The sequence below is a fragment of the Metabacillus fastidiosus NBRC 101226 genome (assembly GCF_001591625.1).
Classification (GTDB): domain Bacteria; phylum Bacillota; class Bacilli; order Bacillales; family Bacillaceae; genus Metabacillus; species Metabacillus fastidiosus.
Genome location: NZ_BCVG01000044.1, coordinates 14,904 through 29,853, shown reverse-complemented (window position 1 = coordinate 29,853; position 14,950 = coordinate 14,904). Strand labels below are relative to the sequence as shown.

Annotated in this window: 15 protein-coding genes; 13 read left to right on the top strand and 2 right to left on the bottom strand. The window is 36.5% G+C overall.

Going from position 1 to position 14,950, the window contains the following annotated elements; all coding sequences use genetic code 11:
- The first annotated feature begins 250 nt into the window (after positions 1-250).
- The 8 genes from BFA01S_RS11940 (at position 251) to yajC (ending at position 6,204) form a co-directional block, all read left to right on the top strand.
- Positions 251-1,078, top strand: a complete 828-nt coding sequence (locus BFA01S_RS11940) for a YhcN/YlaJ family sporulation lipoprotein (RefSeq protein WP_066230433.1) — start codon at positions 251-253, stop codon at positions 1,076-1,078.
- A gap of 238 nt (positions 1,079-1,316) precedes the next feature.
- A complete protein-coding gene (locus BFA01S_RS11935) occupies positions 1,317-1,724 on the top strand; it encodes a BofC C-terminal domain-containing protein (protein ID WP_082799969.1) in 408 nt (135 codons plus the stop codon).
- Between the two features lie 166 nt (positions 1,725-1,890).
- The gene (gene ruvA, locus BFA01S_RS11930) at positions 1,891-2,496 is read left to right on the top strand and encodes a Holliday junction branch migration protein RuvA (RefSeq protein ID WP_066230429.1); all 606 of its coding nucleotides are present in this window, start codon (positions 1,891-1,893) and stop codon (positions 2,494-2,496) included.
- Between the two features lie 11 nt (positions 2,497-2,507).
- A complete protein-coding gene (ruvB, locus tag BFA01S_RS11925; protein ID WP_066230427.1) occupies positions 2,508-3,512 on the top strand; it encodes a Holliday junction branch migration DNA helicase RuvB in 1,005 nt (334 codons plus the stop codon).
- On the top strand, positions 3,505-3,708 hold the full coding sequence (locus tag BFA01S_RS11920) for a DUF2905 domain-containing protein (protein WP_066230438.1): 204 nt from the start codon (positions 3,505-3,507) through the stop codon (positions 3,706-3,708). Before ruvB ends, BFA01S_RS11920 begins: the two co-directional genes overlap by 8 nt.
- A 19-nt stretch (positions 3,709-3,727) precedes the next feature.
- The gene (gene queA, locus BFA01S_RS11915; RefSeq protein WP_066230424.1) at positions 3,728-4,756 is read left to right on the top strand and encodes a tRNA preQ1(34) S-adenosylmethionine ribosyltransferase-isomerase QueA; all 1,029 of its coding nucleotides are present in this window, start codon (positions 3,728-3,730) and stop codon (positions 4,754-4,756) included.
- 21 nt (positions 4,757-4,777) lie between these two features.
- Positions 4,778-5,923, top strand: coding sequence for a tRNA guanosine(34) transglycosylase Tgt (gene tgt, locus BFA01S_RS11910; protein WP_066230421.1), 1,146 nt, complete (start codon positions 4,778-4,780; stop codon positions 5,921-5,923).
- 23 nt (positions 5,924-5,946) lie between these two features.
- On the top strand, positions 5,947-6,204 hold the full coding sequence (gene yajC / locus BFA01S_RS11905; protein WP_066230419.1) for a preprotein translocase subunit YajC: 258 nt from the start codon (positions 5,947-5,949) through the stop codon (positions 6,202-6,204).
- 43 nt (positions 6,205-6,247) lie between these two features.
- Here the strand turns inward: yajC and BFA01S_RS11900 are convergent, their stop codons facing one another.
- Positions 6,248-6,628, bottom strand: coding sequence for a TIGR04086 family membrane protein (locus BFA01S_RS11900; protein WP_412758778.1), 381 nt, complete (start codon positions 6,626-6,628; stop codon positions 6,248-6,250).
- 157 nt (positions 6,629-6,785) lie between these two features.
- Between BFA01S_RS11900 and BFA01S_RS11895 the strand changes: the two genes are divergently transcribed.
- On the top strand, positions 6,786-7,439 hold the full coding sequence (locus BFA01S_RS11895) for a DUF421 domain-containing protein (protein WP_066230417.1): 654 nt from the start codon (positions 6,786-6,788) through the stop codon (positions 7,437-7,439).
- A gap of 53 nt (positions 7,440-7,492) precedes the next feature.
- Here the strand turns inward: BFA01S_RS11895 and spoVB are convergent, their stop codons facing one another.
- Entirely contained in the window at positions 7,493-9,043 is a 1,551-nt protein-coding gene (gene spoVB, locus BFA01S_RS11890; RefSeq protein WP_066230415.1) for a stage V sporulation protein B, read from the bottom strand.
- A 151-nt stretch (positions 9,044-9,194) separates the two neighbouring features.
- On the opposite strand from spoVB, the gene BFA01S_RS11885 reads away from it, so the two are divergent.
- From BFA01S_RS11885 to BFA01S_RS11870, 4 genes are all read left to right on the top strand, one after another.
- Positions 9,195-9,488 (top strand): post-transcriptional regulator, encoded by a 294-nt coding sequence (locus BFA01S_RS11885; protein WP_066230412.1) that lies wholly within the window; start codon positions 9,195-9,197, stop codon positions 9,486-9,488.
- Between the two features lie 79 nt (positions 9,489-9,567).
- Positions 9,568-11,808, top strand: a complete 2,241-nt coding sequence (gene secDF, locus BFA01S_RS11880) for a protein translocase subunit SecDF (protein WP_066230409.1) — start codon at positions 9,568-9,570, stop codon at positions 11,806-11,808.
- 114 nt (positions 11,809-11,922) lie between these two features.
- Positions 11,923-14,274, top strand: a complete 2,352-nt coding sequence (recJ, locus tag BFA01S_RS11875; RefSeq protein ID WP_066230406.1) for a single-stranded-DNA-specific exonuclease RecJ — start codon at positions 11,923-11,925, stop codon at positions 14,272-14,274.
- Between the two features lie 14 nt (positions 14,275-14,288).
- Positions 14,289-14,801 (top strand): adenine phosphoribosyltransferase, encoded by a 513-nt coding sequence (locus tag BFA01S_RS11870; RefSeq protein WP_066230403.1) that lies wholly within the window; start codon positions 14,289-14,291, stop codon positions 14,799-14,801.
- The last annotated feature ends 149 nt before the right edge of the window (positions 14,802-14,950 follow it).

Sequence of the window (14,950 nt, the reverse complement as noted above, 5' to 3'; positions counted from 1 at the left end):
ACAAGGAGGCTTTCAAGCACCACAGCAGCCATTTGGATTTGGCTATCCAGGTATGGATGATGATGACGATATGGACGATTGAAAAAGAAAAAAGAGGAGAGTGTGCTCTCTTCTTTTTTCTTTTTTTAACTAAAATTCCTAATATTAATATGGCTTCCGTTAAGTAACAGATTGGATTAGCCCTTTAAAGGTTATCATATGTAGTGAGCAATTAATGAGCTCAGAAGTACCTTCAAAGGGGGTTTTTGCATTGAGAAAAACGGCTTCTGCTTTAGCGGTGATCGCAGTTATGACAACAGGTTTAGTGGCTTGTAACAATGCAGATAATAATGAGGGTGCAATGGACACTCGTAATAACAATGCAACAAGACAAGTCGGTTATTACACAAATGACAATAATGATGTAACAAGAGGGTATGATCGAGATGGTAATGAGGGACCTGTTACAGATATGTTTGATGGAGATAGAGATACTAATTATCGGAGAGTAAATAATGATCGCAATGCAAGAATGGACAATCCGATGGTACCGCTTGGTTCACGTGACAATAACATAGCTCGTGATGTGAATTACAGCCGAAATGATGTGAACTATCATGGACATTTAAATAATAGAGCTAATAATGTGAACAACGGCAGAAATGATGTTGGTACTATGTATGGTAATACTGGTACGAATGGTACTGGCAATAATAATATGAACACTGCTGCTAATAACACGGGATATTATAATCGTGCTGATCAGGATTTAGCCGATAAAGTCGTAAATCGTGTGGAGAAGATGGCAAATGTTGACGATGCCCGAGTATTAGTAACAGATGATAATATTGTTGTTGCTGTTGATACAAATGATAGAAATAATAAAAATGTTGAAAAACAGGTTGCAAAATCTGTTGATAAGATGGCAAACGGTCGGAATGTACGTGTCGTTACCGACGAAGCAATGTATACAAGAATTCGAAATGTCGATAATGATATTCGAAATAATGTGAACCGAACAGATATTGGTGATACAATCGGTGATATTATGAGAGATCTCGGTAATGCTATTCAGCGTCCATTCCAAAATAACCGTTAATAAAAAGTAAGGGAGAGATCCCTTGCTTTTTATTTTGTAAAAAAATTTCATAAAAATTCTATTTTTGGTCAAAAATAAAATTGTGACTAATTGATATAATTTAATTTTTTATATAGAGGTGAGAAGGATGAAGCTTTTTCAGCGGAATCAGTCCCTTTTTAAATATTGTTTATATGTACTTATAGTTAGCCTTTTTATAATAAACGACGCAGCGGCAGAAGAAAAAGAGCTTCTTACAATGAATGTTATATTAGAAAGAGTTTATTTAGATGGGGAAGTAAGCCAGGAGATAAGACAGGAAACAGTGCGTTCAGTGGAAAGCCTTTTAAATATGTATAAACAATGGAAAATTATTGATCAAGATGAAGAACAAATCGTATTTCAGAAACAGGTAGATGATATTTCCCCATTGTTAAAAGCAAATGGCTACTTTGGAATAGCTAATGATGGGACCCTTACTATCTTTAACGGCAATCCGAACGAAACGGATGAAATTATTCAGTCTTTTTTCCAGCTTGATGTGAAAAAGCTGGAAACCCATAAACGTCAGGAATTAAAAAATGGGATTCGAATTGAATCGAAAGACCAATATTTTAATGTAATTGAAACGTTTAAATCTTATACTCAAATTAAAGAAGAAAGTTAGTGCTTTTGCGCTGGCTTTTTTTGTGTGATAAAAGCAGTTGATGATGCACTGAGAAAAATGCTGCGGCTTTCAAAGCTCTGCTCTTTCTAAGTTTTAAAAAGCGATATTTCTTCTGCTTCACCTCATTTTTTGATACAATGAGGTACAGTATAAAGAGGTGAATTTAGTGATTGAGTTTATTAAAGGCTATGTTGATTATGTTACACCGGAGTACGTCGTAATTGATCATCAAGGGATCGGGTATCAAATTTACACACCGAATCCTTTTATTTTTCAAAAAAGTAATGAAGAGAAAACAGTATATACATATCAGCATGTGAGAGAAGATTTAATTGCCCTTTTCGGTTTTCAGACGAGGGAAGAAAAGGCCTTATTTTTAAAGTTAATTAATGTAACCGGAATCGGTCCTAAAGGAGCTTTAGCGATTTTAGCTGCTGGCAATCCTCCGCAAGTAATTGAGGCCATTGAAAATGAGAATGAAACATTTCTTGTAAAGTTTCCCGGTGTAGGGAAAAAAACCGCCCGGCAAATTATTTTAGATTTAAAAGGTAAATTAGGTGATGTAGCAGCGTATTATGCACCGGACTTATTCACAAGTGAGCAATTTGAACAAAAGGAAACAGCGAACCATGCGTTGAATGAGGCTGTTGAAGCATTGAAAGTGCTAGGGTATGCAGAACGTGAAATTAAAAAAATTATACCTTCCTTAATGGAAGAAAGTTTAACGACAGATCAGTACGTAAAAAAAGCTTTACAAAAGCTATTAAAGTAAGGTGATAATAGATGGATGAACGTCTCGTATCCAGTGAAGCCGAATCAGAAGAATCCTATTTAGAGCAAAGTTTAAGGCCGCAAACATTAAAGCAGTATATCGGCCAGGATAAAGTAAAAGAAAATTTAGAAGTGTTTATTGAAGCCGCGAAAATGCGTAGTGAGACCCTTGATCATGTTCTTTTATATGGACCACCAGGTCTTGGAAAAACAACATTGGCGACAATTATTGCAAACGAGATGGGTGTTAATATAAGAACGACAGCAGGTCCTGCTATTGAAAGGCCAGGTGATTTGGCTGCCATTCTAACAGCTTTAGAACCGGGAGATGTGCTGTTTATTGATGAAATTCATCGCCTGCACCGGTCAATTGAAGAAGTACTATATCCAGCAATGGAAGATTTCTGCCTTGATATCGTTATTGGTAAAGGATCAACAGCAAGATCTGTGCGTCTTGATCTGCCGCCGTTTACTCTTGTCGGAGCCACGACCAGAGTTGGTCTATTAACAGCGCCTTTGCGTGATCGCTTCGGTGTTTTAAGCCGTCTTGAATATTATACAGAAATTCAGCTGGCCGATATTGTGGAACGAACAGCAGAAATTTTAGAGATTGGAATTGATCCTGAAGGTGCGCTTGAAATAGCGAGAAGGTCGAGAGGAACACCACGTATTGCAAACAGGTTATTACGAAGAGTGAGAGACTTTGCCCAAGTTCAAGGTCGTCAGGCAATTACGAATGAACTTGCCGTTGAAGCACTTGAAAGGCTTCAAGTCGATCGTTTAGGATTAGATCATATCGATCATAAATTACTTTTAGGCATTATCGAAAAATTTCGCGGCGGACCTGTTGGAGTCGACACAATTTCGGCTACAATAGGAGAAGAGTCACATACTATTGAAGATGTATATGAGCCGTACTTATTACAAATTGGTTTCTTACAAAGAACGCCGAGAGGAAGAATTGTGACTGATTTAGTATACAAACATTTTCAAATGGAGATTCCGCATGATGACTGATTTTCCGAAAATCCTCATGGTTATCGGCGGTCTGTTGCTTATCATTGGTTTTTTCATGCAGTTTATCGGAAAACTTCCAGGTGATATTATTTTTAAAAAAGGGGATACGACTGTATTTTTCCCGATTGTTACGTGTATAGTGATTAGTATTGTCCTCTCATTAGTATTCTCTATATTTGGAGGACGTTTCAAATAGAAATTAGGTGGAATTTAAGTTGAAAGTAGAATTATTTGATTTTTATTTACCAGAGGAATTAATTGCCCAAGTGCCGCTTAAGGAAAGAGATGCTTCTCGCCTAATGGTATTAGATAAAGAAACAGGCGAGATAGAACATGAGTCTTTTAAATCGATTACTCATTATATAAATAAAGGAGATTGTCTCGTTTTAAATGATACGAGAGTATTGCCTGCAAGGCTTTTCGGAGTAAAAGAAGACACAGGTGCAGGTATCGAAGTCCTGCTTTTAAAACAGCAGGAAAATGAAGTGTGGGAAACTCTCATTAAGCCTGCAAAAAGAGTGAAGGAAGGAACTGTTATAACATTCGGTAACGGTGCTTTAAAGGCGACATGTGTTGGAACTGCTGACCATGGCGGCAGACAGTTGAAGTTTGATTATGAAGGTATATTTTATGAGGTGTTAGAGTCTTTAGGAGAAATGCCGCTTCCGCCTTATATAAAAGAGCAATTAGATGACAGGGAAAGATATCAAACTGTCTTTTCCAGGGAGATAGGCTCTGCGGCAGCGCCAACTGCTGGTTTGCATTTTACCGAAGAAATTTTAGAAGCGCTGAGAGAAAAAGGTGTTCATATTGCTTTTATTACATTACATGTCGGTTTAGGAACATTCCGTCCTGTTAATGCTGAAAATGTGGAAGAACATGAAATGCATTCTGAATTTTATGATGTATCAGAAGAAACAGCAGAGCTTTTAAATAAAGTCCGTGAGCAAGGCGGAAAAATTATTACTGTTGGTACGACTTCAACGAGGACACTCGAAACTGTTGGATCAAAAAATGATGGCAGGTTTGTAAAAGAAAACGGCTGGACAAATATATTTATTTATCCCGGCTATCAGTTTAAAGCAGTTGATGGCATGATTACGAATTTTCATTTGCCGAAGTCATCTTTAATTATGCTTGTCAGTGCACTTTCTAACCGTGATATTATTATGAATGCATATGAAACAGCTGTAAAAGAAAAATATCGCTTCTTTAGTTTTGGAGATGCAATGTTTATTAGGTAATTTTGTTAGGAGGAAGCTTAGGTGTCAGATTTGCCAATTCGTTATGAATTAATTAAAACATGTAAACAAACAGGTGCAAGATTAGGAAAAGTTCATACACCGCATGGAACATTTGAAACACCGGTTTTTATGCCGGTTGGAACACTTGCTACAGTTAAAACGATGTCACCGGAAGAGTTAAAGGAGATGGGTGCAGGAATTATTTTAAGTAATACATACCATCTCTGGCTAAGACCCGGTCATGAAATTATAAAAGAAGCAGGCGGCTTACATAAATTCATGAACTGGGATCGGGCTATTTTAACTGATTCTGGCGGCTTCCAAGTATTCAGCTTAAGTGATTTACGGAAAATTGAAGAGGAAGGTGTTCATTTCCGTAACCATTTAAATGGAGACAAGCTGTTCTTATCACCGGAAAAAGCGATGGAAATTCAAAATGCTCTCGGTTCAGATATTATGATGGCATTTGATGAATGTCCGCCATACCCTGCTGAATATGATTATATGAAGAGATCTGTTGAAAGAACGAGCCGCTGGGCTGAACGCTGCTTAAAGGCACATAGCCGTCCGGATGTACAGGGCCTCTTTGGAATTGTTCAAGGTGGAGAATATGAAGATTTAAGAAAACAAAGTGCTCAAGATTTAGTTTCACTTGATTTTCCAGGTTATTCTATCGGAGGATTATCAGTCGGGGAGCCAAAAGATGTGATGAATCGTGTATTAGAGTTTACAGTGCCGCATCTTCCTTCTCATAAACCTCGTTACTTGATGGGAGTAGGATCTCCTGATTCATTAATTGACGGAGCAGTCCGCGGAATTGATATGTTTGATTGTGTTCTTCCTACACGAGTTGCGAGAAATGGAACATTAATGACAAGCGAAGGGCGTCTTGTTGTAAAAAATGCGAAATACGCACGTGATTTTGATCCAATTGATAAAAATTGTGATTGCTACACATGCAGAAATTATTCAAGAGCATATATTCGTCATCTTATTAAATGTGACGAAACGTTCGGAATTCGTTTAACATCTTACCATAACCTTTATTTTCTGGTAAAATTAATGGAGCAGGTAAGAGAAGCGATTCGTGAAGACCGCCTTGGCGATTTCCGTGATGAGTTTTTTGAGAAATACGGCTTTAATAAGCCAAATGCAAGAAACTTTTAATTAAATAGAAGAGGTGAAGTAATATGAACTATACTACGATACTTTCGTTAGTACTAATGTTTGCGGTTTTTTACTTTTTATTAATCCGTCCGCAGCAAAAACAGCAAAAAGCTGTTCGTCAAATGCAAAGCAGCCTTCAAAAAGGTGATAAAATTGTAACAATTGGCGGTTTGCATGGGATTTTAGAGTCGATTGATGAAGATAAAATCGTTATAAAAGCTGACGGTTCACGTTTAACATTTGACCGCCGTGCTATTCGCGAGGTTGTTGAAAAAGCTTAAATAAGTACATAGCAGAAGGTGCGCAGTGATTGCGCACCTTTTTTTAATTCCTTGCAGAAGCCAAGTTTACTCCAAACACTCCACCAAGCATAGCAACTGCCAGAAATCCTCCATGATACATCGTTTGTGTCATCGTAAATGTTCTCCCGTATCCGAGAAACTGAAGAAGCAATATAATGATTGTAAATAGAAGCGCTGTTGCTCCGCCAATTAACCAGCCTTTTTCTTTTCCATTCCGTCCAGAGATAAAGCCTCCGATAAACAAAGCGAAAAATGAGATAGTAATAAGTATCCAGCCTATGGAAGATTCCTCAATCTCTGTAAATTTTAATAATGAAGAAAGAATGGCGCTCGTTATAAGAGCGATAATGAAAATTGTCATGAGACCGCTTAAAATTGCTTTTCCCCAAGTTTTTGTACTCAAGATCCTCTCTCCTTTACGAAAGTATATTGCAGCTCGTCTTGATAAAGAATATTCATTATAAGAAAAAAATAGAACATGGATACTCTGTTACTACATACATAACTGGATAAGAAAGGTCCAAACTAAGAGAGATAATGGGAATAAAGGGGGGCATTTTATGGAACTGTATTTTTCCATTATAATGAGGACAATTTTTCTATATTTAATCGTTGTGTTTATTTTTAGAGTAATGGGAAAAAGAGAAATTGGCGAATTAAGCATTCTTGACTTAATTGTTTTCTTCATGATTGCTGAAATGGCTGTTGTTGCGATTGAAGATCATAATGATCCGCTCATACATAGTGTCATTCCAATGATATTGTTAAGTATCATTCAAATTATATTGTCATTTATATCATTGAAAAGCAGGAAATTCCGCCAGTTTATAGATGGAAGAGCAACAATTATTATTAATCGGGGGAAAATTGATGAACATGCGATGAGAAAAGAACGTTATAATTTTGACGATCTTATTACACAATTACGTGATAAAAATATTAATAACATTCATGACGTAGAGTTTGCAATTTTAGAAGCATCAGGGAGGCTGTCAGTGATTGAAAAAGAAAAAAACAAAGAAAATCAGCCAGGACTCCAGTTCCCGTTAATTATTGACGGAGAAGTACAGACGGAAAATTTACAAAAGATCGAAAAGACAGGTGAATGGCTCAGAAAGGAATTAAAAAATCACGGGATAAACGATATTACATCTATTTCACTATGTACTTTTGGAAAAGATGAATTTTTTATTGATAAGAAAGATGAAGATTAAATTAGGAATCTTGGAAATTTCACGAAATTCCACAAGATTCCCTCTATTTACTATTAGAAATAACCTCCAATAATAGGAATGCGTTGTAATTCTTCCTTTTTGATTAATTTAAATAAAAGCAGCAAAGAACAATAGATAATGGTTGTTACTATAACACCTAATATTAATTTCACGGATAGTGAAATATTTGTAAAAATATATTCAAAACATAAATAGCCGCCTATTCCTGATAAAACAATTGTAATTGCGCTTTTTACATAATCGCGAACATAGATCGTAAAAGGAATGACTTTTAATACTGTGGCAAAATGTAATAAAGTAACGAGCATTATTCCGATAACGATTGCAAGACCTGCACCTGTAATTCCTAATGAAGGTCTCGTTGCAAGAGCAAAAATGAGCACTGTTTTAACACCTGAACCGATCAAGCTGTTTATCATAGCTGCTTTCGCTAGGTTAAGCGCTTGTAAAACAGCTTGAAGTGGTCCCTGAAAATAATGAAAAATAAAAAAAGGTGCCATTATTTTCACGAAAATAGCGGCATTGCTAGTTCCATACATCACCTGCATAAGAGGTTCTGCGAAAACGTATAAAATAACGACAGCAAGACCGCCGCTTACGATTGAGAGTCTTAGCGCCTGCTGAAGGCGATGTTCCACTAATGCTAATTTATTTTGTGCCATTGCTTCACTTATTGCGGGTACTAATGATGTCGATAAGGAAAGGGTAATAAACGACGGCAGCATCAAAAGAGGCAAAGCATAACCTGCAAGCTCCCCGTATTGCTTCGTTGCCATCGCAGTTGCAACTCCCGCAATCGCAAGGCTTTGAGCAACGACAATTGGCTCAAAAAACCATGCAATATTACCTATTATCCTGCTCCCGGTTGTTGGTAACGCAATAGCCATTAATGAATAAAATGTATCTTTTCCACTTTTAATTGATTTGAAAAAATTTCTCCGCACTCTCATTTTTTTCTTTATTTTAAACATTGTAAGAAGATAAACAAGAGATACTAATTCCCCGATAACAGCAGAAATCATTGCTCCGGCAGCAGCAAATTCAATTCCATAAGGCAGAAACATCGTTGTTAATAAGGCGATTAAAGAGATTCTCACAATTTGTTCTAATACTTGGGAAATCGCAGCAGGACGCATATTTTGCTTTCCTTGGAAATATCCCCTAATAACAGATGAAATTGCAATAATCGGCACGACCGGTGCAATAGCTAATAAAGGATAGTATGTTCTGCTATCTGTAAAAAGAGTATCGGAAAGCAGTGGAGCAAGTAAAATTAACGCAGGTGTAAATAAAATACTAAGTGCAGCTGTTATACTTAAAGAGACGACTAAAATTTTCTTAATCCGCTTATTATCACCTTGTGCCTCCGCTTCGGCAACGAGTTTTGAAATAGCGATTGGTAAGCCGAGCTGGGTCATTGTAATAACTAATACGAGTGACGGCATAGCCATCATATATAAGCCGACACCTTCTTCACCGACAAACCGGGCAAGAACAATTCGATTAATAAAACCTAATATTCGTGTGAAAAATCCGGCTATAATTAAAATAAGAGTTCCTTTTAGAAATGTTTGTTTTGACATCTCCCACCCTGCCTTCTCAAAATCCATGTTTTCATTTACAATTACTATATGCAGAAGAGTTGGCCAAGCATGACAAAATAAATGGACGAGGGTAAGAATATTCGTTTAAAATAGAAATAGATTTATGTCGATATAAGGAAGTGAATAAAAGATGGACAGGCAGCCGATTGAAAAATTTAAACATGCCGCAAAACCAGCAATTACGAGCAAGCTTGAGGAATTTCGTATATTAGGGTATGAAGACATGACAGAAGAAAAGCTATGGGATTTTTTAAAAAATAAGAAATGGAAGAAGTTAGATGGTATACTAATCCATGAAGTTGTCAGTGATATATTATCAGTTAAAATAAGCGATTTTATGAACTATACTACGATAGAATCGTATAAAGATACAAACTGGTTTGAAAGTGCGGAAGGGGAAGACATTTTGAAAAATTTATTATAAAGTAGTAAAATAATTGCATGCCAATTTATAGAAACTGATACATATTAAGAGATCGAACAGATTTGAGGAGGATACAACAATGGCCAAGCGTGGACGCCTGATTGGTTTTTTCCTAATTGTTTTACTAATAGGAAGCTTAATTGGGCTTAATACGAATAAAGCAACGAGTAATATATTACTAGGACTTGATTTACAAGGCGGTTTTGAAGTACTTTACGAAGTAAAACCAGCAAATAAGGGAGATAAAATAGATAAAACAGCCTTGCTCAGCACAGTGCAGGCATTAAATGAACGTGCTAATGTTTTGGGAGTAAGTGAACCGAATATTCAAATTGAAGGAAATGATCGAATTCGTGTTCAGTTAGCGGGTGTTAAAGATCAGAATGAAGCGCGTAAAATTTTATCAACGCAGGCAGAACTTACATTCCGAGACTATCAAGATAAAGAAATGCTAAATGGTTCCGATTTGAAACAAGGAGCAGCCAAGCTGTCTTTTGATGAAAACGGAAATCCGAGTGTTGGAGTTACTTTAAAAGATGCATCAAAATTTAAGAAAGTAACAGAAGAAATTTTAGCGAATGCTCCTAATAATCAGCTCGTAATCTGGCTTGATTATCAAGAAGGAGATTCGTTCCAAAAAGAGATTGCAAAACCAAATCCAAAATTTATTTCTGCACCAAATGTTGGTCAAGTTTTTAATCAGACAGATGTGTCAATTACTGGTCAATTTACAGTGAAAGAGGCAAATGATCTTGCAAATTTATTAAACGCAGGCGCCCTTCCAGTTAAATTGGATGAGCTTTTCTCAACTTCTGTCGGTGCACAATTCGGTGAACAAGCGCTGAATTCAACTGTTTTAGCAGGTATTATCGGGATCGCACTTATTTTCCTGTTCATGCTAGTTTTTTACCGAGTACCAGGGATTATTGCAGTTATTACTTTATCAGCATACCTCTATCTTATTTTACAAGTATTCGATTGGATGAATGGTGTCCTTACTTTACCGGGAATTGCAGCAATTATACTTGGGGTAGGTATGGCTGTTGACGCGAATATCCTTACGTATGAAAGAATTAAAGAAGAGCTTAAGCTCGGAAGAACAGTCCGCTCTGCTTTCCGTGCCGGAAACAGACGTGCTTTTACAACAATTTTTGATGCGAATATTACAACGATCTTAGCTGCGGGAGTATTATTCTTCTTCGGGACAAGCTCTGTTAAAGGTTTTGCAACGATGCTTATTTTAAGTATTATCGCGAGCTTTTTCACAGCAGTATTTTTATCAAGAATTTTATTAGGCCTGCTCGTTGAGAGCCGTTTATTAGATAAGAAATATGGCTATTTCGGTGTAAAGAAGAAAGAGATTTTAGATATAGCGGATACTACTGATGATACGGTTGCTCCAACTAGATTTGATAAAGTTGACTTCTTAAAGCATCGTAAAAAATTCTTTGCTTTGTCGGGAATTATTATGATAGCTGGTATCGCGTCATTATTAATTTTTAAACTTAATTTAGGAATTGATTTTTCAAGCGGAACGAGAATAGATATTATGTCTAACACAACTTTAACAACTGAACAAGTGAAAGCAGATTTTAAAAAATTAAATATAAAAGACACTAATGTTGTTTTATCAGGTGATAAAACAGATGCTGCTGTCCGTATGGTTGGTGTGATGAAACAAGATGAAATTGCTCAATTGAAGAGCTATTTCAAAGAAAAATACGGTTCTGAACCGAATGTCAGCACTGTTTCATCAACCGTTGGAAAAGAGCTTGCAAGAAATGCATTAATCGGTGTTCTTATCGCATCGGTAGGTATGATCATTTATGTGTCGATACGATTCGAATTTTACATGGCACTTGCGGCAATTGCCGCATTACTGCATGCAGCCTTTATCATTATCGCCTTCTTCAGCTTTACGAGATTAGAAGTTGAGGTGACATTTATTGCTGCTGTATTAACCGTTATCGGTTATGCAATTAATGATACGATCGTTACGTTTGATCGAATTCGTGAATTAATGAGTAAAAGACGCGTTAGAACAGTGGCTGACTTAGAGGCAGTCGTTAATCGAAGCCTGCAGCAAACATTTACACGTTCTGTTAACACGGTGTTAACTGTTGTATTTGCTGTTATTGCGATTCTTATTTTTGGAAGTGAGTCGATTCAAAACTTCTCAATCGCTCTATTAGTCGGTTTAATAGCTGGGGTATACTCTTCTATATTCATCGCTGCACAGCTTTGGTTAATTTGGAAAGGTAAACAGCTTGAAAAGAAACAAGATGTGAAAGTGGAAACAAAAGAAGAACCACAAATATAATAATGATGCCATGGGACTTAGCTCCCATGGTTTTTATTTTGCTTTTACAAAGAGGAACATTCATTGTAAGCTGTTTAGCACTTTTGTATAATAGGATGATTGAGGGGTGAAACTATGCTAAAACCAAAAACAAGATGGCGTATAGAAAAACCAGATGAACAATTAGTACAGGCTCTCGCAGATCAATTATCGATTACACCTTTAGTCGCTTCATTGCTCGTAAAACGCGGGTTATGCTCCGCAGATGAGGCGAGAGAGTTTTTATATATAGAGAAACAGGCATTTCACGATCCATATTTACTGAAGGATATGGATATTGCGGTGGAAAGAATACAGGAAGCAATACAGAAAAATGAAAAAATCTTAGTATACGGTGACTATGATGCGGACGGTGTCAGCAGTACAACCGTCCTTTTAACGACTTTGAGAAGGCTTGGCGCTGATGCAGAATACTATATTCCAAACCGCTTTACAGAAGGCTATGGACCGAATGAGAAGGCATTTAGATGGGCATATGAAAATGATTATAAATTAATTATTACAGTCGATACTGGAATTGCTGCTGTCCATGAGGCAGCTGTGGCGAAACAATTAGGGATGGACTTAATTATTACGGACCATCATGAACCAGGACCTGAACTGCCTGAAGCAGTTGCAATTATCCATCCGAAACAGGAAGGCTGTAAATACCCATATAAAGAGCTTGCTGGTGTAGGAGTTGCTTTTAAGTTGTCACATGCTCTTTTAAATGAAGTTCCCGAAGATTTATTAGAAGTTGTTGCAATTGGTACTATTGCAGATCTCGTTCCATTACAAGGGGAAAATCGTCTGCTTGTAAAAAAAGGACTTGCACAATTAAAACAGACAAAAAGAACCGGTTTAAATGCATTAATAAAAGCTGCCTCTGTAAAGAAAAATGAAATAAATGAAGAGACAGTCGGTTTTTCTCTTGCACCGCGAATAAATGCTGTCGGCCGCCTTCAATCAGCAGATCTTGCAGTTGACTTATTCTTTTCTGATAATGAAGAGGAAGCATTAGAAATTGCTTATGAAATTGACCATCTAAATAAAGAAAGACAAAAACTCGTTAGCATGATGGCTGAGGAAGCAATAAAAGAAGTAGAAGACTGTTTTCCGATAGAAGAGAACCCTGTTTTAGTTATTGCAAGGGAAAATTGGAATGCCGGTGTTGTAGGTATCGTTGCTTCAAGGCTTGTTGAAAGGTTTTGTAGACCGACCATTGTGTTAAGCATAGATAAAGAAAAAGGTATCGCAAAAGGGTCGGCAAGAAGTATTCAGGGCTTTGATCTTTTCAAAAATTTATCATCATGCCGCGATATTTTACCGCATTTCGGTGGTCATACTCTTGCAGCAGGAATGACTTTAGCACTTGAGAATGTTGATTTACTAAGAGAAAGATTAATTGCATTAGCAAATGAACAGCTGACAGAAGAAGATTTCATACCAGTCACAAATATAGATATTTTCTGTAAAATAGAAGATATTACAGTGGAATCTGTGGAAGAAATGCAAATGCTCGCACCTTATGGAATGGATAATCGGAAACCGGTTGTTCAAATTGAAGATGTTAAACTGGCAAGCATTCGAAAAATAGGTGCTGATCAAACACATATAAAAATAGTATTTGAAGAAGATGGAAATCAGCTGGACTGTGTTGGCTTCGGCTTTGGCTTTATTCATGAAGAAATTTCACCAGTAGCAACTTTAAGCGCAATCGGTGAACTTTCCATAAATGAATGGAATAATTTTAGAAAACCACAGCTCATGCTGCACGACATTTCTGTGAATGAATGGCAGCTTTTTGATTATCGAGGGGCAAGAGATATGGAAAAGATATTTGCCACTATTCCGCAAGAAAAGCGGCTGATCATTAGTTTCGATTTTAAAGTGTATAATCGGATAAAAAAATCATTTCCAGATGATACCCGTTTTATTGAGAATCTGAATGATATAGAGGGTCTTAATATTTCAGGAAAATATATTATTTTTGCAGATATTCCAAAATCATTTGATTTACTTGCTTTTCTTTTTAGAAGCGGAGTGCCGGAACGGATTTATACCTTTTTTCAGCAAGAGGTGGATCATTTTTTCTCAACAATTCCGACGAGAGAACATTTTAAATGGTATTATGGCTTTTTATTAAAAAAAGCACCGTTTGATTTGAAGAAAAATGGAGAAAAACTTGCTCATTATAAAGGCTGGACAGAAGAAACGATTGGATTTATGTCAAAAGTGTTTTTTGAATTAGAATTTGTTAAAATAGAAGATGGCATTATTTCAGTAAACGCTTCATCTGCGAAAAGAGATTTATCTGAATCACGTATATATGCTGAAAAACAACAGCAAATTGAATTGGAAAAGACATTATTATATACATCGTACGGACAATTGAAACAGTGGTTTCATGAAAAATTGGAATTAACAGAACAGGCTTGTAATGTATGAGGGGGATAAACTTTATGGATTTAAAACAATATATAACAGTAGTATCTGATTACCCGAAACCGGGTATTCAGTTTAAAGACATTACTACTTTAATGGATAATGGAAAAGCATATAAATATGCGACAGATCAGATTGTTAAGTATGCAAAAGAGAAGCAGGTCGATATTATTGTCGGTCCTGAAGCACGAGGATTTATTATTGGCTGTCCAGTTGCTTATGCGATGGAAATCGGATTTGCGCCAGTCCGAAAAGAAGGAAAATTACCTCGTGAAGTTGCTCGTGTCGAGTACGGTTTAGAATATGGTACAGATGTATTAACAATTCACCGCGATGCAATTAAACCTGGTCAAAGAGTATTAATTACAGATGATTTACTAGCAACCGGCGGAACGATCGAGGCAACGGTTAAATTAGTGGAAGAATTAGGCGGAGTTGTTGCGGGAATTGCCTTCTTAATCGAATTAGGCTATTTGAACGGCCGTGAAAAACTTAAAGGATACGATGTTTTAACATTAATGGAATATTAATTTTTTATGTAATAAGCACTCTGTTAAAGAGTGTTTTTTTGTAGAATAAGAACAAAGAAAAATGTACCCCTTTACATCTGCCTTTTTTTTATTGATAATAGTTACAATAAGGTGATTACAATAAAGTTTTTATTATAAATATAAAAATG